The sequence below is a fragment of the Bradyrhizobium sp. JR4.3 genome, assembly GCF_040547695.1.
In the GTDB taxonomy this organism is placed as follows: domain Bacteria; phylum Pseudomonadota; class Alphaproteobacteria; order Rhizobiales; family Xanthobacteraceae; genus Bradyrhizobium; species Bradyrhizobium canariense.
The window spans coordinates 353,186-378,593 of sequence record NZ_JBEPQF010000003.1 but is presented as its reverse complement, the minus strand read 5'-3'; the positions used below and the strand labels follow the sequence as shown (position 1 = coordinate 378,593).

General features: G+C 63.2%; 22 protein-coding genes. 13 read left to right on the top strand and 9 right to left on the bottom strand.

Annotated features, from left to right (window positions below):
• Positions 1-101 precede the first annotated feature (101 nt).
• Entirely contained in the window at positions 102-1,067 is a 966-nt protein-coding gene (locus tag ABIB91_RS07800; protein WP_354167683.1) for a helix-turn-helix transcriptional regulator, read from the bottom strand.
• Positions 1,068-1,278: 211 nt separating this feature from the next.
• Here ABIB91_RS07800 and ABIB91_RS07795 point away from each other — a divergent pair, with 211 nt between their 5' ends.
• Positions 1,279-2,793: a caspase family protein gene (locus ABIB91_RS07795; RefSeq protein WP_007591545.1), complete on the top strand. Its 1,515-nt coding sequence runs from the start codon at positions 1,279-1,281 to the stop codon at positions 2,791-2,793.
• Positions 2,794-2,935: 142 nt separating this feature from the next.
• Here ABIB91_RS07795 and ABIB91_RS07790 read toward each other — a convergent pair whose 3' ends face one another.
• Complete coding sequence (locus ABIB91_RS07790; RefSeq protein ID WP_007591544.1) at positions 2,936-3,070, bottom strand: hypothetical protein; 135 nt, start codon at positions 3,068-3,070, stop codon at positions 2,936-2,938.
• A gap of 119 nt (positions 3,071-3,189) precedes the next feature.
• Here ABIB91_RS07790 and ABIB91_RS07785 point away from each other — a divergent pair, with 119 nt between their 5' ends.
• On the top strand, positions 3,190-4,446 hold the full coding sequence (locus ABIB91_RS07785) for an FAD-dependent oxidoreductase (RefSeq protein WP_354167688.1): 1,257 nt from the start codon (positions 3,190-3,192) through the stop codon (positions 4,444-4,446).
• Between the two features lie 179 nt (positions 4,447-4,625).
• On the top strand, positions 4,626-5,393 hold the full coding sequence (locus ABIB91_RS07780; RefSeq protein WP_007591542.1) for an outer membrane protein: 768 nt from the start codon (positions 4,626-4,628) through the stop codon (positions 5,391-5,393).
• Positions 5,394-5,502: 109 nt separating this feature from the next.
• Here ABIB91_RS07780 and ABIB91_RS07775 read toward each other — a convergent pair whose 3' ends face one another.
• The 4 genes from ABIB91_RS07775 to parE form a co-directional block, all read right to left on the bottom strand.
• A complete protein-coding gene (locus ABIB91_RS07775; protein WP_007591541.1) occupies positions 5,503-6,273 on the bottom strand; it encodes an SDR family NAD(P)-dependent oxidoreductase in 771 nt (256 codons plus the stop codon).
• 21 nt (positions 6,274-6,294) lie between these two features.
• Positions 6,295-6,480 (bottom strand): hypothetical protein, encoded by a 186-nt coding sequence (locus ABIB91_RS07770; RefSeq protein ID WP_007591540.1) that lies wholly within the window; start codon positions 6,478-6,480, stop codon positions 6,295-6,297.
• Positions 6,481-6,703: 223 nt separating this feature from the next.
• Complete coding sequence (locus tag ABIB91_RS07765) at positions 6,704-7,486, bottom strand: outer membrane protein (protein ID WP_007591537.1); 783 nt, start codon at positions 7,484-7,486, stop codon at positions 6,704-6,706.
• Positions 7,487-7,966: 480 nt separating this feature from the next.
• The gene (gene parE, locus ABIB91_RS07760; protein ID WP_018454437.1) at positions 7,967-10,009 is read right to left on the bottom strand and encodes a DNA topoisomerase IV subunit B; all 2,043 of its coding nucleotides are present in this window, start codon (positions 10,007-10,009) and stop codon (positions 7,967-7,969) included.
• Positions 10,010-10,282: 273 nt separating this feature from the next.
• Here parE and ABIB91_RS07755 point away from each other — a divergent pair, with 273 nt between their 5' ends.
• From ABIB91_RS07755 to ABIB91_RS07730, 6 genes are all read left to right on the top strand, one after another.
• Positions 10,283-10,813, top strand: a complete 531-nt coding sequence (locus ABIB91_RS07755; protein WP_354167694.1) for a DedA family protein — start codon at positions 10,283-10,285, stop codon at positions 10,811-10,813.
• 118 nt (positions 10,814-10,931) lie between these two features.
• Positions 10,932-13,589, top strand: coding sequence for a DUF3857 domain-containing protein (locus tag ABIB91_RS07750; protein ID WP_354167696.1), 2,658 nt, complete (start codon positions 10,932-10,934; stop codon positions 13,587-13,589).
• A gap of 297 nt (positions 13,590-13,886) precedes the next feature.
• A complete protein-coding gene (locus tag ABIB91_RS07745; RefSeq protein WP_354167699.1) occupies positions 13,887-14,555 on the top strand; it encodes an FMN-binding negative transcriptional regulator in 669 nt (222 codons plus the stop codon).
• Positions 14,552-15,550, top strand: a complete 999-nt coding sequence (gene argC / locus ABIB91_RS07740) for an N-acetyl-gamma-glutamyl-phosphate reductase (protein WP_354167702.1) — start codon at positions 14,552-14,554, stop codon at positions 15,548-15,550. The genes ABIB91_RS07745 and argC (ABIB91_RS07740) overlap by 4 nt, the downstream gene beginning before the upstream one ends.
• A 99-nt stretch (positions 15,551-15,649) precedes the next feature.
• Positions 15,650-16,696 carry an N-acetyl-gamma-glutamyl-phosphate reductase gene (gene argC, locus ABIB91_RS07735; protein WP_007591529.1) on the top strand — a complete coding sequence of 349 codons (1,047 nt, stop codon included), beginning with the start codon at positions 15,650-15,652 and terminating at the stop codon, positions 16,694-16,696.
• Between the two features lie 14 nt (positions 16,697-16,710).
• Positions 16,711-17,298: a class I SAM-dependent methyltransferase gene (locus ABIB91_RS07730; RefSeq protein ID WP_007591528.1), complete on the top strand. Its 588-nt coding sequence runs from the start codon at positions 16,711-16,713 to the stop codon at positions 17,296-17,298.
• A gap of 22 nt (positions 17,299-17,320) precedes the next feature.
• Here the strand turns inward: ABIB91_RS07730 and ABIB91_RS07725 are convergent, their stop codons facing one another.
• Positions 17,321-17,719 (bottom strand): MAPEG family protein, encoded by a 399-nt coding sequence (locus tag ABIB91_RS07725; protein ID WP_354167706.1) that lies wholly within the window; start codon positions 17,717-17,719, stop codon positions 17,321-17,323.
• 65 nt (positions 17,720-17,784) lie between these two features.
• The gene (locus ABIB91_RS07720) at positions 17,785-19,593 is read right to left on the bottom strand and encodes a PHA/PHB synthase family protein (RefSeq protein WP_007591526.1); all 1,809 of its coding nucleotides are present in this window, start codon (positions 19,591-19,593) and stop codon (positions 17,785-17,787) included.
• A 256-nt stretch (positions 19,594-19,849) separates the two neighbouring features.
• Between ABIB91_RS07720 and ABIB91_RS07715 the strand changes: the two genes are divergently transcribed.
• From ABIB91_RS07715 to glpX, 4 genes are all read left to right on the top strand, one after another.
• Entirely contained in the window at positions 19,850-20,125 is a 276-nt protein-coding gene (locus tag ABIB91_RS07715; RefSeq protein WP_035992760.1) for a hypothetical protein, read from the top strand.
• A gap of 214 nt (positions 20,126-20,339) precedes the next feature.
• Entirely contained in the window at positions 20,340-21,560 is a 1,221-nt protein-coding gene (locus ABIB91_RS07710; RefSeq protein WP_018454429.1) for an LL-diaminopimelate aminotransferase, read from the top strand.
• A 29-nt stretch (positions 21,561-21,589) separates the two neighbouring features.
• The gene (locus ABIB91_RS07705) at positions 21,590-22,906 is read left to right on the top strand and encodes a homoserine dehydrogenase (RefSeq protein ID WP_007591523.1); all 1,317 of its coding nucleotides are present in this window, start codon (positions 21,590-21,592) and stop codon (positions 22,904-22,906) included.
• A gap of 138 nt (positions 22,907-23,044) precedes the next feature.
• The gene (glpX, locus tag ABIB91_RS07700; protein ID WP_007591522.1) at positions 23,045-24,046 is read left to right on the top strand and encodes a class II fructose-bisphosphatase; all 1,002 of its coding nucleotides are present in this window, start codon (positions 23,045-23,047) and stop codon (positions 24,044-24,046) included.
• Positions 24,047-24,137: 91 nt separating this feature from the next.
• Here the strand turns inward: glpX and ABIB91_RS07695 are convergent, their stop codons facing one another.
• Positions 24,138-25,187 (bottom strand): hypothetical protein, encoded by a 1,050-nt coding sequence (locus tag ABIB91_RS07695; RefSeq protein WP_354167711.1) that lies wholly within the window; start codon positions 25,185-25,187, stop codon positions 24,138-24,140.
• Positions 25,188-25,408 lie beyond the last annotated feature (221 nt).

Genomic DNA, 25,408 nt, shown 5'->3' with positions numbered 1-25,408 from the left:
GCGGGAAGGCCCTAAAAAACCTGAGGTTTTCGCCCAAATAGCGGGCGAGGCTGCGGTTTTCCGCCCAATCCGGCGATCGGCCGGAACTGCCCAAACGCCGGCTAGCGCCCCTCCGGCCCCTGCGCGCGGAAGTCGCCGGGGGCCATCCCGTAGGCGGCGTTGAAGACCCGGTAATAGGTCGCGAGGCTGTCGAAGCCGCAGGAGGTCGCGATGTCGGCGATCAACCGGTCCGGGGCTTCGCGCATCAAGCGGCGGCTCTGGTTCAGGCGTTCGTCCGTCACGGTTTGCGAGAAACTCCTGGCGGCACTTTCGAACAGCATATGCAGGTGACGCACGGAGACGCCGAGCAGGTCGGCCACCATGGTCGGCGCCAGATTTGGATCTTGCAGGTGGCGCGCGATCAGGCGCCGTGCGTGCGAGAGCCGGGCGGTCCGCAGCGCGGCCTGCCCGAGGCGGCCGCTGGACCGCAGGATGCCGCGCTCGATCAACGCCAGATGGGCTAAAGCCTGGACGAGGGAAGCGGCATCGGCGGCGCCGTCGTCACCTGCGGCAACCGCACCGAGATCGGCGAAGCAGGCGCCAAGCAGGGGCGCCAGGGTGGAATCGTCGAACGTCCGGGGCGCCAGCTCGCGCATGCGCTTGTCCTGCGTGGAGAGGCCGATCACGGGAATCTTCAGGATCCGCAGGTGGAAGCCTCCTGCGCCCATCGGCGCGGTGCGATAGGGCAAGTCGGTGTGGCTGGTGGCGAAGCTGCCATTGGCGATCGTGAAGTCGCTGCCGCGCATGCCGCCGAACCAGCCGCCGCTGCCGAGCTGCTGATAGACGCAGATGCTGTCGCCCGGCGCGTGAGCGATGTCGGTCAGGCTGCGCTCGACCGTGTAGTGCGAGGCCTTCAGCTCGACGAGGCCCGCTCCGCCAAGCTGGCGCAGCGAGAATTCGCCGAAGAAGTCGGCGCGGCGTTCGCGCTCGAGTTCGGCGGTGACGCCGAACAGGCCCTTGGCGCGCACCTCGCGCCAAAAGTCGAAGCGATCGTGCGGCTCGACCTCGTCGGTGCACCAGCGATACACGGCGGCCCCTCGCTTCCAGCGGAATTGCCCACAAGAATTGATTGAGAAAAAGCAGATTCCAGCGGGATCTGCCATAGGCTAGACGACAGAACCTGAGTCCTCAGGGCTGTTGAACCAGCACTATGGCTGGGCCGACTATCACATCAGCGACGCGGTTCCCATGAACCGCTGTTCGAAGGAACCGGCGTGGGCTGTTCTTGAGGGATTTTCGATGACGCGTCGGCTTTTCAGAGTACTGGCAGCGCTTGGCCTCGCGGCCGGCCTCAGCGGTTTCGCGCTTCCCGCCTGTGCCGAGAAGCGCGTTGCGCTCGTCGTCGGCAACAACGACTACAGGAACGTTCCGAAACTGCTCAAGGCGGTCAACGACGCCCGCACCATGGGCGATACGCTAAAGCAGCTCGGCTTCTCGGTGATGGTCGCCGAAAACCAGAGCCGGCAGCAATTTTCGGAGACGCTGCTCGCGTTCGATCGGACGATCGAGCCCGGCGACACCGCGTTCTTCTTCTATGCCGGCCACGGCTTCGAAATCGCAGGCCAGAACTACCTGCTGCCGACGGACGTGCCGGCGGCCACGGAAGGGCAGGAAGAGCTGGTGCGTGACGCCTCCATCCTGGCCGATCGCATCGTCGAGCGCCTCCAGAACAAGAAGGCGCGAACCTCGATCCTGGTGTTCGACGCCTGCCGCAACAACCCGTTCGAGCGCAAGGGTACCCGCGCCGTCGCCGGTGGCGGCGGACTTGCCCCGATGGTGCAGCTGCCCGAAGGCGTGTTCTCGGTCTTCTCCGCGGGCCCGCGCCAGACCGCGCTCGACCGTCTCTCCAATGATGACGCAAATCCCAATTCGGTGTTTACGCGCACCTTCGCCAAGGAACTGCTCCAGCCCGGCGAGAACCTGGTGCAAGTGGCGCAGCGTACGCGCCGTCTCGTCAGCGAGATGGCCGACACCGTCAAGCACAGGCAGGTGCCGGTCTATTTCGATCAGATGGTCGATGACGTCTTCCTCGGCGGCGTCGCGAAGGATGCCGCCGCGCGCCCGGCCGATCCGCCGGCGCAGAAGCTCGCGGCGCTGCCACCGGTCTCGGTGCCGCGCGTGCCGAAGGAGGAGACCACCAACGCGCCGATCGCGAGCTTCTCGCGTCACAATGGCGGCTGGAGCGTGGTGTTCTCCTTTGCCGATCCGACCCTCGGCGTTTCCTGGCGCATGGCCGGCAATGGCGACTTCCGCGAAACCGGCTTCATCGATACGCTCGACCCGCGCACGCGCAAGAGAATGCCGAACCCGTCGATCGAATTGCCGCCGGACGCGCAAGCCGGCACCATCGAGGTCCGCTATGTCGACCAGTCCGGTGACATGCAGGGGCCGTTCCCGATCAGGTTCGATCCCGAAGCCGCGCTGATCCGTGACCAGCGCAAGATCCTCGACATGACCGCGACGAGCTGGCTGTCATTCCGCGAGTTCAACGGGCTGCTGGTCTACTACACGCACCTCGTGTCCTACCGCTGCGCCATCCGCGAGGTGCGCATCGGCATCGACACCGCCGTTCCGAACCAGGTCTTGAAGATGCCGGGCTGCGACATGCGCGATCCCAGCGCGATCAGCGCCGGCATGCCGCTCTACATGAAGCTCGCGCCGGCAACGCAGTTCATCTCGGTGGAGCTGACCTATCGCGACGGCAGCGTGTCGGAGATCAAGAGCTTCCGCAGCGCGAACCGCAGCAACAACTGAAGTGTCGAGCAGGCCGCGTCCGCCGTAGCTATTCGCGGCGCTTCCTGATGAAGCGCTTGACGGCCTCGATCAAGGGCGGAGTCGGCGAGAAGAACGCGCCCATCGCGATCGAGATGATGACGCGGCGCAGCAGGAACTTCTCCTACTCCTCGTACGGATAACCGTTCTGTTCGATGCGCACCGGCGCAAGCGGCGGCCTGCGCGGTGCGATCATGATCAAGACGAAAAGCACGTTGATCAGGATCCAGACGCCGAGCAGTATGAGGATTGTCTGCACTGCCATTTCCTGAATGAGTCGGAATTGGCGGCGAGGCTAACGGCCATTCACAATCGCGGCAAATGAATCTTGCTTGTTGCACTGCACAGAAACCTTGACCCGTAAATGAGGGCCCGGCCGTGAAACCCGATACCTCGCAGCATCCCCAGGGCTCTTCGTTGAAAGTGCGGTGCTGCATCGTCGGCGGCGGACCGGCCGGCATGATGCTCGGCTATCTCCTCGGGCGCGCCGGCATCGATGTTGTGGTGCTGGAGAAGCATGCGGATTTCTTCCGCGACTTCCGCGGCGACACCGTGCATCCCTCGACACTCCAGGTGATGGACGAGCTCGGCCTGATCGACGGATTTCTGAAGCTGCCGCATCAGCGCTTGCAGAAGATGGACGGCCTGTTCGGCGGTACCCCCGTTCGCATCGCCGATCTCAGCCGCCTCCGCACCAAGTACCCGTTCATCGCTTTCATGCCGCAATGGGATTTCCTGAATTTCCTGCGCGAGGCCGGCCAGCGCTTCGCTTCGCTGAAGGTGATGATGAACACGGAGGCCGTCGATCTGATCCGCCACGGCGAGACCATCGCCGGCGTGCGGGCGAACACGCCTGACGGCATCGTGGACATCGAAGCCGATCTCACCATCGCCTGTGACGGCCGGCATTCGACCGTGCGACAGCATTCCGGCCTCGAGGTCGAGGAGATCGGCGCGCCAATGGACGTGCTGTGGTTTCGCGTCGGCCGCAAGGCGAACGAGACCGAGAACGTGTTCGCGCGCGTCGAGCCCGGCAAGATGATGATCACCTTCGACCGCGGCGACTATTGGCAGTGCGCCTATGTCATCGCCAAGGGACAATACGACGCGGTGAAGGCGAGGGGATTGCAGGCGCTGCTTGACGAGGTCGTCCGCATGGCGCCGATCCTGAAGAACGGCATTGCCGACGTGAAGAGCTTCGACGATTTCAAGCTGCTGACCGTTGCGATCAACCGCCTGAAGCGCTGGACGCAGCCGGGCCTGCTTCTCATCGGCGACGCCGCCCATGCGATGTCGCCGGTCGGCGGCGTCGGCGTCAATCTCGCCGTGCAGGATGCGGTCGCGACCGCAAATTTGCTGGCGGACAAGCTGCAGCACGGCTGTCCGTCGGAGAACGAGCTCGACGCCGTGCGCCGTCGCCGCGAATTCCCGGTGAAGATGACGCAGCGAATGCAGATGATCGTGCAGAACAACATCATCAGCGGCGCCTTGCGAGGCGGCGACCGGCCGTTGAAAGTGCCGCTGATCGTGCGCCTGATCACCGCGCTGCCGTGGCTCCAGGGCATTCCGGCGCGCCTGATCGCGCTTGGCGTCCGGCCCGAGCACGTGCAGTCGAAGGCTGCGGCGGCACGGTAGCGCAAGGACCCGGTAGGGATAACGCGGCGTTAAATCGCGCTCAGGGCGTTGCCTGCGTACAACAGTTCAGATGGATTGAAGGCGCGCTGCTTGCCAATCCGGCGTCTTAACTGTCTTGATTCAAATTTGAGTAAGACCTGCGTGTGAGCGTGCACCCATCAAAGGACACGGGGTGTACCATGCGTACCAAGTTGATTGCCGCCTTCGCCTGCACGACCGCTCTGGTTTCGACGGGCGCCGCTTCCGCCGCCGATCTCGGCGCGCGCTACACGAAGGCGCCGGCCTATATGGAGTCGATGTTCAACTGGACCGGCTTCTATGTCGGCGGCCACATCGGCGGCGCATGGACCAACGAGCAGTTCATCAACAACGGGACCGGCGCGCCGTTCGGCGATCTGACCCTGGGGCAGGGCTACCGTCAGCGCAGCGCCGGCATCATGGGCGGCGCCCAGATCGGCTACAACTGGCAGGCCAACAACTACGTCTTCGGTATGGAAGGCACGATCTCCGGCCTCGACAACAAGGGCACGGTCGTGAACACGGCATTTGCTCCGGGCGGCAACGTCTTTGATTGGCGCGCCAATGTGCTTGCCACCGTCGTCGGTCGCGCGGGCTTCGCCGTGCAGAACAACCTGTTCTACATCAAAGGCGGCTATGCCGGCGTGAACAACCGTCTGTCGGTCACCGATACGGTCGGTCCGGCCACCGGTTCCGGCGGTCAAACCCATTGGGCCAACGGCTGGACCGTCGGTGCCGGCTGGGAATACGGCATCACCCGCAACTGGATCGTCGGCCTCGAATACAACTACGCAGCCTTCGCCAGCCAGACCTATCAACTTGGCGGCACGTCGGGCAACTACAGCTTCGATGCCAAGCCGCGCGACATCCAGTGGGCCGTCGTGCGCGCCAGCTACAAGTTCGACGCGCCAGTCATCGCCCGCTACTGAGTGGGTCAACGAACGACCAAGCAGCCATAAAAGACGATCACTACCCAAATTCAAAAGCCCCGGCATTGTCCGGGGCTTCTTTTTTGTGTGCAGGTTTATCGCGTACGATCTACGCCATCACCGAGAACCCGCCATCGACGGGGATCGCGGTGCCGGTGACGAAGTTAGAGGCGGACGAGGCAAGGAACACGGTAATGCCGGCGAAATCGTCGATGTCGCCCCACCGCCCCGCAGGCGTGCGTGCCAGCACCCGCTCGTGCAATCCCGATACCTGCTGCCGCGCACCGCGGGTCAGGTCAGTGTCGATCCAGCCCGGCAGGATGGCATTGACCTGGATGTTGTCGGGCGCCCATGCGTTGGCGCAGGCGCGCGTGTACTGAACGATGCCGCCCTTGCTCGCCGCGTAGGCCGTCGCGAAGCTCGCGCCGAAGATCGACATCATCGAGCCGATGTTGATCACCTTGCCGTTGCCGGACGCCTTCAGCGCCGGATAGGCCAGCTTCGAGCACAGGAAGGCGCTGGTGAGGTTGGTGTTGATCACCGTATTCCACTCGTCGAGCTCGAGCTCGTGCGGCGGCTTGCGGATGCTCATGCCGGCATTGTTGATGAGGATGTCGATGCGGCCGAGGTCCCCGACGACACGCTCGACCATCGCGGCGATGGCCGCCTTGTCGGTGACGTCGGTGGGAACACTGATCGCCTTCACGCCGCGTTGACTGAGATCGGCAACGGCGGCGGTAGATTTGGCTTCGTTGCGTCCGACCACGGCGATGTTGGCGCCGGCGTCGGCGAGGCCACGGGCCATGCCGAGCCCGATGCCGCCATTGCCTCCCGTGACGATCGCGACCTTGCCGCGGAGATCGAACCGACTGGATGTCATGCTGCTATTCCCTGGTTTCTTTTATTGGTTGCTTTGCCAGATCAGCACCAGCCCGAAGCCGGCCATGGCTGCGCCATAGCCGGCCCATTGCAACTGGTTGACCATGAAGCTCGATCGCGGCCACGCGACGGTGCCCGTGCCCTGTCCGATCCAGAGCAGCCCGACGGCAAGGGCAAACAGGCCTGCTACAAGCAGAAATCTGCGCATGCATTCCTCCCCATGGGTCCGCTTCTGTCGTGACGCGGCTTGACGATTACCGCGGCCCGAAAACTTGGCGGGAGACTAGCCGCAGCCGCGGTTGGGATACAATGGCTGCTGATGCAGGCCGCAGGGCGGATGCATGTCCACGCAAGGTCCGCTGAAGCACCGTACAACGAAAAAGCCCCGGCGATGCCGGGGCTTTGACGTCTGAAGATTAGGTCAGATCAGATCAGTACTTCGCGACGACCGGACCGGTCCAGTTGAAGCGGTAGACCAGCGAAGTCGAGATCGTCTGGTTCCAGGTGTTGGCGCGGATGTCGCGGCCCACAAGGACGTTGCCAGCATCGAACAGTTCGTTCTGGGTCTTGGCGTTGTAGAAGGCCGAGCGATATTCGGTCTTCATGAACCAGCCGGGCGACTGGATGCCGAAGATGTTCAGGTTGTTCTCGACGCCGCCGCCGACGAACCAGCCATTGCGGTTGTAGCTGTTGAGATGGATACCGGCGGGCACGCCGGCCAGGGTCATGAAGTTGGTCTGGCCGAAGTGAGCGCCCGAGTAACCGCCGTTGACGTAGGAGAGAACGTTCGGAGCGACCAGCCAGCCGAGGCGGACACCAGCGGCCCAGGAATCTTCCAGCTTCTGGTTGCCAGTGATGCCAGCGATCGGATCCTGGATGGTAGCACGGATGCTGCCGAACTGACCGTCAGCGAATACGCCGGCGACCCAGGTGCCGCTGAACTGCCAGTCGTAGCCGAGACCGACGGTGCCGAACCAGCCCGAGCCACCCTGGCGCTGATCGATCGTCAGGGGAACTGCGCCGACCGTGGTCTGCACGCGCTGGTCAGCGGCCGAGAGGCCGCCGCCGGCGCCGCCGAAGAGATAGAAGCCGGTCCAGCTGGCGACAGGCGCTGCCATCGGGGCCTTCACGTAGGGACGGGCGCCAAGGTCAGCGGCCGAGGCCGAACCGGTCATCGCGGCAACCGCGGTCAGTGCGAGCAAAATCTTCTTCATCTTAAAATCCCCAAGCTTTGGTCTGTCTGGCAGGCGCGAGCGCACTGAAGTCCGTGTCATCTGATGTCTCGGACTATACCTGCTTCTCTCCGAAATGCTGTTGCAGAGCAGGCACAGTTGCCGGGAAACGCCGCACGGCAGGGATTCCGAGTGTCGCTGTCGAAGTATGCAATAACCCTGCATTATCAAAGTGATACGCCGAATTTTGCGATTTGTATTTTGGTAACTTCTCGTTAGTGAATCCGGCTTTGTCCGAAACGGAGGCAATCCTGCATCAGCCTGACTGGGTGAGTCGTTGGCCGAGTCGCGATGCGACGAGGCAGGGAATCACCGAAATCGAGGCGGACCGTTGGCAGGATGGTCGGGCAGGATCGGCGGGCAGGATCGGCGGGAAAGAGCGGTTGTCGTCCCCAAAAACAAAAGAGCCCCGGGCTTCATGCCGGGGCTCTGGATGGGATGCGACCGGGTAGCGCCTGCGGATCAGACGTCCAGCAAATCGTCATTGGCGAATTCGGCCTTGTCCGAGATGAACGCGAAGCGCGCTTCGGCCTTGGTGCCCATCAAGCGCTCCACCGAATCCGCCGTGGTGTCGCGGTCGTCGGCGAGCAGAACCACTTTCAGCATGGTCCGCTTTGCCGGATCCATGGTGGTTTCCTTGAGCTGCGCCGGCATCATTTCGCCGAGGCCTTTGAAGCGATTGACCTCGACCTTGGCGTTGGCGTTGAACTCGCTCTTGATCAGCGCCGCCTTGTGCGCGTCATCGCGGGCGTAGACCGACTTCGTGCCGTTGGTCAGCTTGTAGAGCGGCGGTACGGCGAGGAAGAGGTGGCCTTCGTCGATCAGCCGCGGCATCTGCCGATAGAAGAAGGTGATCAGCAGCGAAGCGATGTGGGCACCGTCGACATCGGCGTCCGTCATGATGATGATGCGCTGGTAGCGCAAATCCTCTTCGCGATACTGCGCGAGCATCCCGCAGCCGATCGCCTGCACGAGGTCGGCGAGCTGCGTGTTTGCCGTCAGCTTGTCCTTGCCGGCGGACGCGACGTTGAGGATCTTGCCGCGCAGCGGCAGCACGGCCTGGGTCTTGCGGTCGCGCGCCTGCTTGGCGCTGCCGCCGGCCGAGTCACCCTCGACGATGAAGAGTTCTGAGCCTTCCAAGCCGGCATCGCTGCAATCGGCGAGCTTGCCGGGGAGGCGCAGCTTCTTGCCGGCGGTCTTGCGCGCGGTCTCCTTCTCCTGCCGGCGGCGCAGTCGCTCCTCGGCGCGGTCGACCACGAAGTCGAGCAGCCGGTTGGCCTGGTTCGGATTGCCCGACAGCCAATGGTCGAACGGATCTTTCATCGCCTGTTCGACGATGCGCTGCGCTTCGGCGGTGGCGAGACGGTCCTTGGTCTGGCCCTGGAATTCAGGCTCGCGCACGAATACCGAGAGCATCACGGCTGCGCCCACCATCACGTCTTCAGACGTAATGGACGACGCCCGCTTGCCCTGGCCGACGCGTTCGGCGTGATCCTTGAGGCCGCGCAGCAGCGCGCTGCGCAGGCCGGATTCGTGCGTGCCGCCGTCGGGCGTCGGCACGGTGTTGGTGTAGGAGGAGAGGAAGCCGTCGGCATCCGCGGTCCAGGCCACAGCCCATTCGCAGGCGCCATGCGCGCCGTTGCGGCCCGACTTGCCCGAGAAGATGTCGGGATGCACCAGCGTGTCGGCATGGATCGCGGCCGCCAGATAATCCTTGAGGCCACCGGGAAAGTGGAACGTCGCTTCCGCCGGCACGTCGTCGACGCCCTTGAGCAGTTCGGGCGCGCAATTCCAGCGGATCTCGACACCGCCGAACAGATACGCCTTCGAACGCGTCATCTTGAACAGGCGCTGCGGCTTGAACGCGGCCTTGGCACCGAAGATGTCGGTGTCCGGCTTGAAGCGCACGCGGGTTCCGCGGCGGTTGTTGATCTTGCCGAGATCCTCGAGCTTGCCCTTCGGGTGCCCGCGCTCGAACGTCATGCGATAGAGTTTCTGGCTGCGCGCGACCTCGACCTCGAGCAGCGAGGAGAGGGCGTTCACCACGGAGATGCCGACGCCGTGCAGGCCGCCCGAGGTCTCGTAGACCTTGGAGTCGAACTTGCCGCCCGAGTGCAGCGTGCACATGATGACTTCGAGCGCCGACTTCTTCGGGAATTTTGGATGCGGATCGACCGGGATGCCGCGGCCGTTGTCTGTGACCGTCAAAAAGCCGTCCGCGCTCAACTCGACTCCGATGAAGGTCGCGTGCCCCGCCAGCGCCTCGTCCATCGAGTTGTCGATAACTTCGGCGAAGAGGTGATGCAGCGCCTTCTCGTCGGTACCGCCGATATACATGCCGGGCCGGCGGCGCACCGGTTCCAGACCTTCGAGCACCTCGATGTCGGCTGCCGTGTAGTCGGCCTCGGCGCCGCCCGCGCGCGGGGCGGCCTTGGCTGCGCGGGGCTTGGGCTCATCGCCGCCGAAAAAATCGTCTTTTGCTTTGGGCTTCAACTGCTTGGACATATATCTTTATGCGCTTTGAGGGCCGCATGAGCGGCGAATCGGTTGGGCCGACTATGCCACTTCTGACCTTGAAAGGTTATCGCAGGGCGGGCCGGGCGGTGTGGTTGGGAGCCAATCCCGGCAATTTTACGCCGCAGCCCCACCAGTTCCCGGCAATGTGACGGTCCGGTCCGGTCTGGACCGGACTTTGTGACTTGATGTCACACAAGTCCTTGGCTTACCAGTCCTTTTCATCGAGCAGCACCTTCGGGCAGGGCGGAAAGGCTATTTTGAATGGAGCAGTTTGCGCACGCGCTGGCCGATTTCGTGCGCGCTCATCAGACGTGGGCAGCTCCCATCGTGTTCCTGCTCGCTTTCGGGGAGTCGCTCGCGTTCATCTCGCTGCTGATCCCGGCCTGGGGCGCGTTGGTCGCGATCGGCGCGCTGATCGGCGCGAGTGGCATCAGCTTCTATCCGGTCTGGATCGCCGGCGGCGTCGGCGCGGCGCTGGGCGACTGGGTCTCCTATTGGTTCGGCTATCGCTACAAGGAGAAGGTCGCCCAGATGTGGCCGCTCTCGCGTTACCCGGAACTCCTGCCCAAGGGTGAGGCCTTCGTGCGCAGCTGGGGCGTGCCGAGCATCTTCATCGGCCGCTTCTTCGGCCCCTTGCGTGCCTCCGTGCCGCTTGCAGCCGGCATTTTCGAGATGCCCTATTGGAGCTTCCAGGCCGCCAATTTCGTCTCGGCGCTGATCTGGTCGGCGGCGCTGCTGCTGTTCGGCGACGTGATCGCCAAGATCATGGAATGGCTCTGGCGGGTGGTGTGACAAGACGCACGGATTGGAAGGGTCGTGGAGAAACTTAAAAGTTGTTCTTTCCGAGAGTGCGGCTGGTAATTTTCACCTGCTAGTTGAGCTGCCGACCTGAGGGCCGAGCGCTCAGCATATGATCGTACGAATTTGTTCAGCTTTTCTGGCAGCATTGCTGCTCTCGTCGCCGTGCATGAAATTGCGTGCCGCCGAGTCACCGGATAGCGACGGTAGACCCGGCTGGATCGACCCGGGCTGGCGCCGAACGGTGGCCCGCGATGCCGTTAGCTTCGATGAGAACGGGCTCAGCACCGAGGTCTTCGAGTTCGAAATCAAGGCGCTCGACGAGAAGGGCGCAGCAGCCATCGCGCAGCAACGTTTTCAATACAACAGCTATTTTGACGATTTGACGTCAATCGAGCTTGCCACTCTCAAGGCAGACGGCGGCGTGGTCGCGGTGGATCAGCGCGCCATTCGCGATCAACCGGCATCGACAGATTCCTCATCGCCCTATTTCGACGAGGTGCGCGACAGGATCATCGCCTTTCCGCATGTTGCTCCCGGCGACAGCATCCGCGGGCGTCTGGTCTACAAGGCCAAGCAGCCGAGATTTCCGGGTGAGTTTGCGCGCTTTTGGAGCGAGCCGGCTAACCAGCCACCCGAGTTACTCGAAGTGACCGTTGACGGACCGGCATCCAGGCCGCTGCGGATCGCATTGCGCAACGTCGAGCACCATGAAGAGAGAGTGAACGATCGGATCATCCATCGGGTGCGTTTCCGGCAAGACGCGCCGAGACCCCGGCAGATCGACGAGGAGACTCTCGCGGGTGCAGAGCGTTTCGAGGTGAGCACGTTTGCTGACTATTCCGCTTTCGCGGCGACGCTGAACTCCCGCAACGCGCCCGTGGCGCGACCTGATGAGAGGATTACACGACTTTCGCAGGAGATCGTCGGCGACGCCATCGGCGCACGCGCGAAGATCGAGCGCATCTACAATTGGGTGGCCCGTAATATCCGCTACGTCGGCATTGGCCTCGAGGACGGCGGCTGGACGTCTCAGCCCGCCTCGGCCGTGCTTGCGTCGCGCTATGGCGACTGCAAGGCGCATGCGACACTGTTCAAGGCGCTGCTCGCCGCCCAGGGCATAGAAGCCAATCTGGTCGCGGTGAACTCGGACGCAAGGTACACGCTCACCGAAGTGGCGACGCCAAATTTTGACCACGCGATCGCTTACGTCCCGGAGATTGACCAGTACCTCGATCCGACAGCCTCTCTCTTTGCCTTCGGATCGCTGCCGCCGGAGCTTGCGGGCAAGCCGGTCCTCAACATCGACAGAGGTGTCTTGGGCCGCATCCCCATGACCGAGCCGGCGCGCTTCCGGCTGGCCGCGGAAACGGACTACGTCCTTGGCAAGGACGGGAAGCGCGAGGTCCGGTCGATCCTGTCCGGGACAGGCGTCGGTGCACAATTAGGACGCGTGGTCGCGCAGGGCTTGGATGATGCGGATCGGCGGATGGCCGCCAGCCGGCTGATCGAGCAGGCCGGCCTGACCGGCACCGGTGATTATACTTACCCCAATCCGCGCGAGCTGACGGACAACTACGCCATCACGTCAACATTTCAGATCAGCAAAGCCCTCGAAGTTGATCGGCCCACGCGCGTCAGGATGTTGCCTTTGACGGATCCAAGGCAATCGCTCTTGCGGTTGGTTGCGCGCCAGGCGAGCGGGCGGCCGTTTGTTTGTCGGCCGATGGAATACCGCGAGGCCGCTTCGCTCACGATTCCCGAAAGCACTTTCTTCTACGAAAAACCGGCGCCGGTCGTCTATTCGGCGACTTTCGAGGGCAGGACAGGCTACGGAGACGTTCACGGCCGGATTGACGTAAGTGGTACCATTGACCTCGATGGCCGAACCATTCGTTCCAACGCAGTTCTTCGCCTTACACTCGATGCGCCGGTCTGTCCGGCAGAGTTTGCTCCGGCAATCGAGAAAGGGTTCGATAAGCTTGACGAGTTCAAGTACGGGCTGATCGGCGTGACCTCGAAAGGCGGATCTTCGGTCATCGACGTCAGCGCCGACTTCAAGGACGGCGTGAGCGCATATCTTGCGCATGATTTTGAACGCGCGATGGAGCGCTTGAAGCCGCTGGCTGAAATCGGAAGCGCACGTGCGCAATTCTATCTGGGAGCGATGTACCGGAACGGAAGTGGGACTAAGCGCAATAGCGCGGAGGCCATCAAATGGTTTCGCCTGTCTGCCGAACAGGGCGATGCCTACGGCCAGGAGAATCTTGCGTACGTCTATGAGATGGGCCTGGGTACAGCTCGCGACGAGAAGCAGGCGGCCGACTGGTACGCCAAGGCAGCGGATCAGGGGAACGCTTTTAGCCAATCCCGACTTGCAGCTATGTACTGGGACGGACGCGGCGTTCCCCAAGACTTCTCTTTGGCTTTCGATCTGTTTTCGAAGGCGGCTGACCAAGGCTTGACGTTCGCGCAAACACGTCTGGGCCTCTTGCACATCAAAGGCGAAGGCGTGCCGCAGGATCTCGCCAAGGGTATATCCTTGCTGCGCAAGGCCGCTGATCAGAACGACGGGTTGGCCCAATACAATCTGGGGTGGGCGTATGAGAGCGGCACGGGCGTGCCCAAGGACACCCGGCAGGCGATCAAGTGGTACAGCAAAGCGTCCAATCTTGGAAACGGCCAGGCAAGCGCCCATTTATACGAGCTAACCCGCGCAGGTTCCTTTTGGGAGATTCTCTTCAGCCGGCTCGGCATGGCCAGGTGGTAGCGACGGCGAGTGCAGGCCAGCCGATCGAGCGCACCGGCCCCCTCTCTTGGCTACGGCAGCCCGGAATGACCGGTTCCAATACCTTGACGGCTCGCCGATATGGCCCTATAGCCCCGCGCCATGATCAACGCCGCGACCCTTTTGTTCGCCCGTCGCCGCCGCCGCTCTTTAGCGGTTTGGGCGGTCGATCGCGTTTGAGATCATCGTCTTTGCCGCTGGATCCGATCCGCGGCATTCTCTCTCCTGTCAGCGCGATCTGATCCGGCGGCCCCCAAGGAGGCCCAGCAGGAGACAACGATGTACACGCCACCCTTTTTCAAGCAAGACCGCGCCGCGAGCCTGAAATTTGCCGACACGCGCGGCTTCGGCACCGTGTGCGCCTTCGACGGCCACAAGCCGGTCGCCTCGCCAATTCCGTTCTATCTGACCTATGCCGCGGACGGCACGCCGCAGGCTGCCTTTCATATCGCCCGTCACAATCCGCTGCTAAAGCTTGCGGACGGGACGAGCTCCTGGCTGCTCGCGGTCAACGGCCCCGATGCCTACGTGTCGCCGGACTGGTACGTCTCGCCGGATCAGGTGCCGACCTGGCTGTACCAGTCGGTGCATCTCAGCGGGCCGGTGCGGCTTCTGTCGGATGACGAGCTGGCGGTGCAGATCGACACGCTCAGCGAGAAGTTCGAAAACTGGCTGTTGCCGAAGACGCCATGGACGTCGGGCAAGATGATGGCCGGCAGGCTGGAAGCGTTGAAGAAGGGAATCGTAGGGCTGGTCATGGCGGTTGAAGAGGTCGAAGGCAGCTTCAAGCTCAACCAGCACAAGTCCGACGCCGACTATACGGCGATCGCCAATGCGCTCGGCGCGCAAGCCCATGCCGACGCCAGGGAAATCTCGCAACTGATGCAGGACGTGAGGCCGGAGGCCTTCGCACCCGAAACCAACATGCTCGAAAGGAGCGCGCCATGACCTTTTCTGAAGCCAGCCTCGTTGACACCAAAAATGCCCCCAAGGCCGGCGCTGCGACAAAGCCCGCCACCGTCTTCGTCGACGGCGGCTCCGGCACCACCGGGCTCGGCATCAACGAGCGGCTGAAGCTGCAGAACGACGTGGTCGTGAAGACGATCGCCGACGACAAGCGCAAGGATCCCGCCGCGAAGAAGGCACTGATGGAGGAGGTCGACCTCGTCATCCTCTGCCTGCCGGACGATGCTGCCAGGGAAACGGTTGCGCTGATCGACAGCATGGGGCCGTCGGGGCCGAAGGTGCTGGATGCCTCGACCGCGTACCGGGTCGCGCCCGACTGGGCCTATGGCTTTCCGGAACTGACGCCGGATCAGGCTGGCAAGATCAAGGCTGCGAAGAAGGTCTCCAATCCCGGCTGCTATCCGACCGGCGCGATCGCGCTGCTGCGACCGATCGTCGATGCCGGCCTGCTGCCTGCGGACTATCCCGTCACCGTCAATGCGGTGAGCGGCTATTCCGGCGGCGGCAAGTCGATGATCGCGACTTTCGAGGACGGCAGCGCGCCGTCCTTCGAACTCTACGGCCTCGGCTTCGAACACAAGCATCTGCCGGAGATGCAGCTCTATTCGAACCTGACCCGGCGGCCGATCTTCATCCCTTCCGTCGGCAATTTCCGGCAGGGCATGCTGGTCTCGGTGCCGCTGCAGCTCGACACGCTGCCCGGCAAGCCCAGCGGCGCCGATCTCCACGCCGCGCTGGCAAAGCGTTACGCCGGCTCGAAATACGTCTCGGCGATGCCGCTTCAGAACGAAGCGACCAAGGACGGCAAGCTTGAGCCGGAAGCGCTCAACGAGACCAATATGCTCGAGCTCTACGTCTTCGCCAGCGACAAATACCACCAGGCGGTGCTGGTCGCGCGGCTCGACAATCTCGGCAAGGGTGCGTCCGGCGCGGCCGTGCAGAACATGCGACTGATGTTGGGCCTTGCCGACGAGTAGCCGATCGAGCGTTGCTCGCGAGGCCAGCCCGGCGGACGAAGCGATGCTGCAACTTTCGGCCCGGCAAGACGATCCAGTGACGCCTGAAAGGAACGCGTGATGAGCTCGAAGAAGATCGGCATTCTCGGCGCCTCCGGTTACACCGGGGCCGATGCGGTGCGCCTGTTGGCGCGGCATCCGAATGCCGAGATCGTCGCGCTCACCGCCAACACCCACGCCGGCAAGTCGATGGGCGAGGTGTTTCCGCATTTCTTCATGCTGGATTTGCCCCAACTCGTGGAATGGGAAGAGGTCGACTGGAGCAAGCTCGATGCGGTGTTCTGCGGGCTGCCGCACGGCACCACGCAGCAGATCATCGCGGCCGTGCTGAAGGCCAACCCGAAGATCAAGGTCCTCGACATGTCCGCCGATTTCCGGCTGCGCGACAAGGACACCTACGCGCAGTGGTACGGCCACGAACATCAGGCACTCGAGTTGCAGGGCGAAGCCGTTTACGGCCTGACCGAATTCTATCGGGAGAAGATTGCCGCGGCGCGGCTGGTCGCCTGTCCCGGCTGCTATCCGACGGCAGCGTTGTTGGCGCTGGTGCCGCTGGCGAAAGCAAATCTGATCGACGTCGATGACATCCTGATCGACGCCAAGTCAGGCGTCACCGGCGCCGGACGCGGCCTGAAACAGAACACGCTATTCAGCGAGGCGGGCGAGGGGATTTCGCCGTATTCGGTCGGCACGCACCGGCATGCGCCGGAGATCGAACAAGAGATCGGCGTCGCGGCGGGCGCGAGCGTGACCGTCAATTTCACGCCGCATCTCATACCGATGTCGCGGGGCGAGCTCTGCACGTCCTACGTCAAGCTCAATGGCGCGACGCCGGACGATTTGCGGGCCGCCCTCGAGAAAGCCTACGCGAACGAGCCGTTCGTGCATGTCGTCAAGAAGGGCGTGCTACCGCAGACCCAGAACGTACGCGGCTCGAACTATGTCCAGATCGGTGTCATCGCCGACCGGATCAAGAACCGCGCCATCGTGATTTCGGTGCTTGATAATCTGGTGAAGGGCTCGGCCGGTCAGGCGATCCAGAACATGAACCTGATGTTCGGATTTCCCGAGACCGCTGGACTGGAGCAGATCGCGCTGTTTCCCTGATCGGAGTGGCCGCCGTGGACCAAGGGACTCTGCAATTCTATCGGAGCAACGCCAGGTCCTATGCGGACTGGGCGAAGGCGCCCTCGACGCGGCTGCGAGGCTTTCTCGCTCTGCTGCCGTCCGGCGGCTCGATCCTCGAGCTCGGCTGTGGCGCCGGCAATCATTCGGCGGTGATGCTGGCCGAAGGTTTTTCGGTGCGCGCCACCGACGGCTCGCCTGAAATGGCCGAGATCGCGTCGCAGCGGCTCGGTCATGCCGTCGAGGCGATGCGGTTCGACCAGCTTGACGCGCACGAGGCCTATGACGGCGTCTGGGCCAGCGCCTGTCTCCTGCACGTACCGCGCGACGAACTCGCCGGCATCCTGGCGCAGATTCGTCGCGCGCTCAGGCCGTCAGGCGTGTTCTACGCCAGCTACAAGATGGGCGAGGGCGATGGCCGGGACAGTCTCGGGCGCTATTACAATTATGCGTCGCCGGAATGGCTCGAGGCGACCTACGCCAGCGCAGGTCCATGGATCACGCTGTCGTCGGACAGGAACGTGATCCAGAGCTTCGACGAGACGCCGGCGAACATGCTGCATCTCGTCGTTCGCAAGGCCTGATTTCAGACTACAAGGCCTGATCTCAAACCACCTTGAAGATCGCGACGGCCAGCACGGCCTGCGCGATGAAGCCGACGGTGAAGGCCAATGTGCGGAACACCGGGATCCCGAGCGCATAGACGATCAGATGCGCGACGCGGGACCAGAAATAGACGGCGCAAGCAAGCACCGTCCATTTCGAGGAATGGTCGATCGCGTTCAGGATCAGCACCAGCGGGGCGAACAGCACGAGGTTCTCGACGGCATTGTCATGCGCGAACATCAGACGGTTCGCCCATTCCGACTGCGGCTTGTCGGTGCGCGAGGGATTGGCCATCGCGCCACCGAGGCCGCGAATCTGGCAGCGGTTGATGGTGTAGGGAATCCAGAGGATTCCGGTCAGGACCACCGTCAGTGTCAGCCAGAACAATTCACGCGTCATAACCCGGTCCCCTCATCAATTTCTGCCGCAGGCGTGGAGCTTATACGAAAGCGCGGAAGATTCTGCTATGCGCGAACCCTGACATAGCTGCCGGGCGCGTCCTCGATCGGGGGAAACGCCTCGCTGCCGACCGTGCGGGCCGGGACTTCCTCGGGATCGAGTGCGCCCAGCCATTGCCGCCAGTCCGGCCACCACGAGCCCTTGTGCTCGACCGCGCCCTTCATCCACTCGGCGACATTGGCGGACTTCACGTTGTCGTTGGTCCAGTACTGGTATTTGTTCGAGGCGGGCGGATTGACCACGCCGGCGATGTGGCCCGAGCCGGACAATACGTATTTCACCGGACCGCCGAAGAACTGGGAGCCGTACAGCACCGATTCTGCCGGCGCGATATGGTCCTCGCGGGTTGCGAGATTGTAGATCGGCACCATGACCTTGGAGAGATCGAGCAAGGTGTTGTCCAGCACCAACGTGCCGGTCGAGAGCCGGTTCTCAAGATAGCAATTGCGCAGATAGTACGAATGGTTCGACGCGGTCATGCGCGTCGCGTCCGAATTCCAGTGCAGCAGGTCGAACGCGCTCGGCTGTTGGCCCTTGAGGTAATTGCTGATGACATAGGACCAGATCAAATCGTTGGAGCGCAGCATGTTGAAGGCCATCGCCATCTTCGAGCCTTCGAGCACGCCGGCCGCCTTCATGTCCTGCTCGAGGGATGCGATCTGCTCCTCGTCGACGAACACGAGCAAATCACCGGCATGGGTGAAGTCGACCTGTGCCGCGAAGAATGTCGCGGACGCCACACGCTGGCGGCGCTTCTCGGCGAGCCAGGCCAGCGTGGTCGCGAGCATGGTGCCGCCGACGCAATAGCCGGCGGTGTGCACCTTCATCTCGCCGGTGACCTTCTCGATCACGTCCATCGCCGTGAGCGGGCCTTCCTTCATGTAGTCTTCCCAGCTCTTGGCACCGAGCCGCTTGTCGGGATTGACCCATGAGATCACGAACACGGTGATGCCCTGATCGACGCACCACTTGATGTAGGATTTCTCCGGCTTGAGGTCGAGGATGTAGAACTTGTTGATCCAGGGCGGGATGATCAGGAGCGGCGTCCGCAGCACGTTCTCCGTCGCCGGCGCATACTGGATCAGCTGCATCATCTCGTTCTGGTAGATCACCTTGCCGGGCGTCGTCGCCATGTTCACGCCGACGACGAGATTGTCCGGATCGGACTGACGGATCTTCAGCGTGCCCTTGCCGGCGGCGATGTCCTCGGCCAGCATCTTCAGCCCGCGCGCGAGATTTTCGCCGCTGCTGGCCACCGTCGCGCGCAGCACTTCCGGATTGGTTAGCACGAAGTTGGACGGCGACATCGCGTTGGTGAGCTGCTGGACGTAGAACTCGGCCTTGCGGCGTGTCTGCGGATCGAGCCCCTCGGCGTCGCGCACAAGCTCCTGCGCAAATTTGGTAGTGAGCAGATAAAGCTGCATCACGAAATCGAAGAACTGGTTCGACTTCCATTCCGGATCGGCAAAGCGCTTGTCGCGCGGCGAGGGCGCGATCGCGGGCGGGGCGTCCTGACCGGCCATGCGGCGCGCCGCCGAGCCCCAGAGGTCGAGATAGTCCTTGGCGAGCTTGGTCTGGAGTGCGGAAGACCGCGACGTATCCGACAGCCAGTATTCGGCGACGGCGGTGAAGGTCTTGACGACCTCGGCTAGCTCGGCCGGCGGACGATCCTGCACCTCGCCGCTTTCGCGCGGCTTCAGGTACGCGGCGAGCGCCTTGCCGCCGCTCTCCATCGCCCGCGCGACATTCATCGCGAAGGCTTCCGCATCGAACTTCGTCTCGGGTTTGGGCGTATCGATCGTGGCCATACTCATGAGCAGAACAGTAACGATTCATTCCGTATTCGTCACCGCGAAGCTCGCATGTTTGGCGTTAAACACTCGCGAAGATGTGTTGCAGTGCGACAAATTTTCTTGGTTCCGTCACAATCGAGCCGCACCGCTCGGCTTGGTGGGGTATCTGGGCTATTTTCTCGCTCGCACCATTTGGGCAGCAATGGTTTGAGCTTGGGCGCGGGCTTGGGTAAGGTTGCCCGGGGCCGTGCTTTGGGACGAAGTGGGGATTTCCCTAGTGTTGGCGTTGAGGGACCTGCAAAAGTCGCGGCGGATCTGTGGCGCGCTGCTGATGGTGGCGCTCGCCCTAGGCGGCTGCTCGAGTCAGCTTGCGGATATGACGCCTTCCGATGCGCAAGCGCATCCCAGGGAGGCCGGGAGCTATCTGCCGGTGCACGATCTGCCTCCGGATCGCGATCAGGCGGTCATCCCGCCGGACCAACGCGCCAAGATCGAGGCCGAGCTTGCTGCCGCGCGCGACCGTCAGGCGGTCGCCACCAAGGACGCGAAATAGGGCCCTGCAAGGTAATCGCTGGCGCCTCCGCCTCGCCGTGCTAAAAGACCTTAGTTCAGCCGAGAGTCAGGGCGAACGACTTCAGTCAACGTCGTCGATAATTGCTCTAAGTATTTGATCTTGAGTAATTTTCGCGAAGGACGCGGGCGCCTTCCGCCTGGTCTTTATGGCCTGTCGATTCTGTCCTGACCGGTTGCCCGGAGCCGAGAGAGCCATGGAAGAGTTTTACCGCATCCGCCGCCTTCCGCCTTACGTATTCGAACAGGTCAACCGGGCCAAGGCAGCCGCGCGGAATGCCGGCGCCGACATCATCGACCTCGGCATGGGCAATCCGGACCTGCCGGCGCCGGCGCATGTGCTGGAGAAGCTGAAGGAGACGCTGGGCAAGCCGCGCACCGACCGCTACTCGGCCTCCCGCGGCATCCCCGGGCTGCGCCGGGCCCAGGCCGGCTACTACGCCCGCCGTTTCGGCGTGAAGCTCAATCCCGACACCCAGGTGGTGGCGACGCTCGGCTCCAAGGAGGGGTTTGCCAACGTGGCGCAGGCGATCACCGCGCCCGGCGACGTCATCCTCTGTCCCAATCCGAGCTACCCGATTCACGCCTTCGGCTTCTTGATGGCGGGCGGCGTGATCCGCTCGGTGCCCTCAGAGCCGACGCCGCAATTCTTCGAGGCGGTCGAGCGAGCGATCGTGCATTCGATCCCGAAGCCGCTGGCGCTCGTCGTCTGCTATCCTTCGAACCCGACCGCCTATGTTGCGAGCCTCGACTTCTACAAGGACCTGGTCGCGTTCGCGAAGAAGCACGAGATCCTGATCCTGTCCGATCTCGCTTATGCCGAGGTTTATTTCGACGAAAGCAACCCGCCGCCCTCGGTGCTCCAGGTGCCGGGCGCGATGGACGTCGCCGTCGAGTTCACCTCGATGTCGAAGACCTATTCGATGGCTGGCTGGCGCATGGGCTTCGCGGTCGGCAACGAGCGCGTGATTGCGGCACTCGGCCGCGTCAAATCCTATCTCGATTACGGTGCGTTCACGCCGATCCAGGTCGCAGCGACCGCCGCGCTGAACGGACCGGACGATTGCATCAAGGAGATGCGCGACACCTACCGCAAGCGGCGCGACGCGCTGGTGGAATCGTTCGGCCGTGCCGGCTGGGAGATCCCACCGCCGGAAGCGTCGATGTTCGCCTGGGTGCCGCTGCCGGAAGCCTTCCGCAGCGTCGGCAGCATGCAGTTCGCGACCCTGATGGTGGAGAAATCCGGTGTCGCGGTCTCGCCCGGCGTCGGCTTCGGCGAGCATGGTGAAGGATATGTCCGTATCGCCATGGTGGAAAACGAGCAACGGATCAGGCAGGCCGCGCGCGGCGTGCGCCGCTTCCTTGAAAGCGGCATCGAAACGTTGCACAACGTCGTTCCGCTCGCCACTCGGCGTTAAGTTCTCTTCCGCAGGTTTTCCAAGGCATCATGGTTGCACCCCTGAAAGTGGGCATAGCGGGGCTCGGCACCGTGGGCGCCGAAGTTGTCCGTCTGATTGAAACGCAGGCGCGCGTGCTTGCCGGCCGCAGCGGCCGCGGCATCCGCGTCGTCGCCGTCACCGCGCGCTCGAAGGCCAAGAAACGCGGCGTCGATCTGCGCGGCGTCGAGTGGGTCAAGGATCCGCTTGCCCTCGCCACGCATCCCGGCATCGACTGCTTCGTCGAGCTGATGGGGGGCTCCGGCGATCCCGCCTTGTCGGCGGTCGAGGCCGCGCTCGCTGCCGGTAAATCCGTCGTCACCGCCAACAAGGCGTTGCTGGCAAAGCACGGCCTCAAGCTGGCAAAGGCCGCCGAAAAGCACGGCGGCGCGCTGAATTTCGAGGCAGCCGTCGGCGCTGCGATCCCTGTCATCAAGACGTTACGCGAAGGCCTTGCCGGAACCGGCATCAACCGGGTCTACGGCATCCTCAACGGCACCTGCAATTACATCTTGACCCGGATGGAGCAGGAGGGCCTGTCCTTCGCCGAATGCCTGAAGGACGCGCAACGGCTCGGCTATGCCGAGGCCAATCCGTCCTTCGACGTCGACGGCCACGATACCGCGCAAAAGCTCGCCATTCTCGCCAGCCTCGCTTTCGGCACGAAAGTTGCTCAAAGCGCGGTGTATGTCGAAGGTATCTCCTCCATCGCGCCGGAAGATCTCCGTGCCGCTGACGATCTCGGTTACCGGCTCAAGCTCCTCGGCGTCGCGGTTCGCACCGCCAAGGGCATCGAGCAGCGCGTGCATCCGACCATGGTTCCGAAATCCTCGTCGATCGCACAGGTGATGGGTGTCACCAATGCGGTCACGATTGATGGCGAGGGCATCCCGCCGATCACGCTGGTCGGCCCCGGTGCCGGCGGCGCTGCGACCGCATCCGCCGTCGTGGCCGACATCGCCGACGTCGCGCGCGGCATTCGCGCCAATCCGTTCGGCCGGCCGATTTCGCAGCTGCGCGATACCAAGAAGGCGCCGATGGAGCGCCATGAGGGCGGCTACTACATCCGACTTCTGGCACGCGATTTCCCGGGCACCGCGGCTGCGATCGCGACGCGGCTTGCGGAGCAGAAGATTTCGATCGAGTCGATCGTGCAGCGCCATCCCAATGGCGGCGCTGCGCCGGCAGACGGCAAGGCGGTCCCGGTGCCCGTCATCCTCATCACCTATGCCACGCACGAGGACGCCGTGCGCCGCGCGCTCGCGGCCGTGCAGAAGGACAAGGTGATCAGTGGGCGACCCCAGGTCATCAGGATCGAGAAGAACTGAGCATGACCCGGAAAAGTGTGAAGCGGTTTTCCGGAAAGGTCATGTTCCAAGAATAAGACACGGTTCGAACGAACTGTGGGTGTTACGAGTTGATGCGACGGAGATGTCCGTCCAAAACTGTTTCGAAGGAGTGAGCCGATGTCGACCCATATTTCAGTCCCGCCGCAAGCGTTGCTCGAGCGCATTCTCACGCTGGAGATCGTGCGTGTGACGGAGCGGGCGGCGGTGTCTTCGGCGCGTCTGCGCGGGCACGGCAACGAGAAGGCGGCCGACCAGGCCGCGGTGGACGCGATGCGGCGCGAGCTCAACAAGCTCCCGATCGAGGGCACCATCGTCATTGGCGAGGGTGAGCGCGACGAGGCGCCGATGCTCTTCATCGGCGAGAAGGTCGGCATGAACGCCGGCCCGCAGGTCGACATCGCCGTCGATCCGCTCGAAGGCACCACGCTGTGCGCCAAGAACATGCCGGGCTCGATCGCCACCATGGCGATGGCCGACGGCGGCACGCTGCTGCACGCGCCCGACGTCTACATGCAGAAGCTCGCGATCGGTCCCGGCTATGACAAGGGCGTCGTCGAGCTCGATGCGACACCGGCCGAAAACGTCCACCGCCTCGCCAAGGCCAAGGGCGTCAAGCCCGACGGCATCACCGTTCTCGTGCTCGACCGGCCGCGCCATGCCAGCATCATCGAGAGCGTACGCTCGACCGGCGCCGCCGTGCGCCTGATCACCGACGGCGACGTCGCCGGCGTGATCCACTGCGCCGACCCCGACAATACCGGCGTCGACATGTATCTCGGCACCGGCGGCGCGCCGGAAGGCGTGCTCGCGGCCGTGGCGCTGCGCTGCATCGGCGGCCAGATGCAGTGCCGTCTCATCCTCGACTCCGAAGAGAAGCGCGAACGCGCCGCCAAGATGGGCGTCAACGATCCCAAGATGATCTACGGCATCGAGGACATGGCGCGCGGCGACTGCCTGTTTGCCGCCACCGGCGTCACCACGGGCTCGCTGCTGTCAGGCGTCAAATTCCGCAAGGACGGCGTGATCGAGACCGAGACGGTGGTGATGCGTTCCGTCACCGGCACCGTGCGCTACATCAAGGCCGAGCATCGCGAACTGGCGAAGTTCCATTTGGACTAGTGTCAGCGACGTCCGCCTGCGTTCGTTCGGCGAAATTAGCCGGACGTCGTCGCATACAGCACCAGGATGGACATGATCCATCGCCTGTCTACTAAGGGCTGCGCGGCGCGGCCGGCATGAACAAGAACGCATCGCGCAAGGTCAGAGCGAGTTGGAGCGCTTTTTGGAGCTCACCAACTTCCTCAGCCCAAGGCAGCAAAAAAGCCCTCGCTGACGCAATGTCTCCGCTCGCGAGCGCGCGGCGCGCATTCGTGTCCGCCTCGGCATAGGCGTCGGTCGCGAGCATTTTGGACAGCTCTTGCGATACGCCGCCATCGAGGATTTCCAGGCGAGCTTCCGATACGTAGTGATCTGGCCGCAGCTCTATCAGGTTCTCTGACTTCGCCGGATCGAAAAGCCCGACCTTGCCCAGCATGATCAGAAGCGGGTGATTTCGCGCGAGAGATGACGGAATGATCTGGTAGGTCTTGAGCCTTCCAGCTCGGTCTTGAAGAGAAAAGAACGAAATGACCGGCCCGATCCGAAAGCGCGAGTTGCGGTGGAGCACCGCAACGTGACCGATGTTCTCGTCATCGTCTTTGTACACCGTCCCGCTCTCGATGTTTTTGTCGAGGCCATTTGCAATCAAATAGGACGAAGCGTTGGCAACACGAAGCGTGACGCCGCGTTGGTCGAGTCCGTCCACCTCAAATTCGATCTCGCGTCCGATGAATGCGGACAGTCCGACCGTATAGGCTCCGACGGTCTCTCCGGAACGGAAGGGAATGATTTCCATCCACGATCCGAACGGATGATCCGGAAACGGCTCGAACGAGCGGCGTGACTGCTCGAGCCACATCTCGGGCGAGCGGCCCACATTGCCGCGCCAGACGACGCCGAGACAGCCGGGAAGTGCTTCAAGCACGGCGCCGACAAAGGCAGTCGTAAGGCGCACACTCTCGGCGAACCCAAGCGCTTTCGTTTCTGAGTTGTCTTCGGCGGAGCCCATTGTCGCGACGACGAGGTGCGCGCGGTGGCGGCCGGCGGCGTGGAAAGCCTCCGGCCATACCCAGGAGGCTCGCTGCCACAGCTGCTGATCGTAGGGCATGGGTGCGGGCATCAAGAGGATGGTCATGAGATGATCGCCGACGCGGATGAACATCGGACCGTCGGTATCGTTACTTGGTGCGACTGGGCTGCGGTCCCACCGCAAGCCAGGATGACGAACGCGTAACGTCTCGATTAAAGATGCCTCGTCCGGAAGGCGGGCATCCTCAAGCAATATACATGCAACAGGGATGGTGGTCATGACGGATGCGCTGCACCCCGACTGGTTGAGACCCGTCACTTTGTTCATCTTGCGCGTGTTTGATGTGCGGGACT

What these genes read in the sequence shown, in the direction of transcription:
- ABIB91_RS07795 (WP_007591545.1), top strand. Translation starts at nt 1,279, where the DNA reads ATGACGCGTCGGCTTTTCAGAGTACTGGCAGCGCTTGGCCTCGCGGCC.
- ABIB91_RS07780 (WP_007591542.1), top strand. Translation starts at nt 4,626, where the DNA reads ATGCGTACCAAGTTGATTGCCGCCTTCGCCTGCACGACCGCTCTGGTT.
- ABIB91_RS07775 (WP_007591541.1), bottom strand. Translation starts at nt 6,273, where the DNA reads ATGACATCCAGTCGGTTCGATCTCCGCGGCAAGGTCGCGATCGTCACG.
- ABIB91_RS07770 (WP_007591540.1), bottom strand. Translation starts at nt 6,480, where the DNA reads ATGCGCAGATTTCTGCTTGTAGCAGGCCTGTTTGCCCTTGCCGTCGGG.
- ABIB91_RS07765 (WP_007591537.1), bottom strand. Translation starts at nt 7,486, where the DNA reads ATGAAGAAGATTTTGCTCGCACTGACCGCGGTTGCCGCGATGACCGGT.
- parE (WP_018454437.1), bottom strand. Translation starts at nt 10,009, where the DNA reads ATGTCCAAGCAGTTGAAGCCCAAAGCAAAAGACGATTTTTTCGGCGGC.
- ABIB91_RS07755 (WP_354167694.1), top strand. Translation starts at nt 10,283, where the DNA reads ATGGAGCAGTTTGCGCACGCGCTGGCCGATTTCGTGCGCGCTCATCAG.
- ABIB91_RS07750 (WP_354167696.1), top strand. Translation starts at nt 10,932, where the DNA reads ATGATCGTACGAATTTGTTCAGCTTTTCTGGCAGCATTGCTGCTCTCG.
- ABIB91_RS07745 (WP_354167699.1), top strand. Translation starts at nt 13,887, where the DNA reads ATGTACACGCCACCCTTTTTCAAGCAAGACCGCGCCGCGAGCCTGAAA.
- argC (WP_354167702.1), top strand. Translation starts at nt 14,552, where the DNA reads ATGACCTTTTCTGAAGCCAGCCTCGTTGACACCAAAAATGCCCCCAAG.
- argC (WP_007591529.1), top strand. Translation starts at nt 15,650, where the DNA reads ATGAGCTCGAAGAAGATCGGCATTCTCGGCGCCTCCGGTTACACCGGG.
- ABIB91_RS07725 (WP_354167706.1), bottom strand. Translation starts at nt 17,719, where the DNA reads ATGACGCGTGAATTGTTCTGGCTGACACTGACGGTGGTCCTGACCGGA.
- ABIB91_RS07720 (WP_007591526.1), bottom strand. Translation starts at nt 19,593, where the DNA reads ATGAGTATGGCCACGATCGATACGCCCAAACCCGAGACGAAGTTCGAT.
- ABIB91_RS07710 (WP_018454429.1), top strand. Translation starts at nt 20,340, where the DNA reads ATGGAAGAGTTTTACCGCATCCGCCGCCTTCCGCCTTACGTATTCGAA.
- ABIB91_RS07705 (WP_007591523.1), top strand. Translation starts at nt 21,590, where the DNA reads ATGGTTGCACCCCTGAAAGTGGGCATAGCGGGGCTCGGCACCGTGGGC.
- glpX (WP_007591522.1), top strand. Translation starts at nt 23,045, where the DNA reads ATGTCGACCCATATTTCAGTCCCGCCGCAAGCGTTGCTCGAGCGCATT.
- ABIB91_RS07695 (WP_354167711.1), bottom strand. Translation starts at nt 25,187, where the DNA reads ATGTTCATCCGCGTCGGCGATCATCTCATGACCATCCTCTTGATGCCC.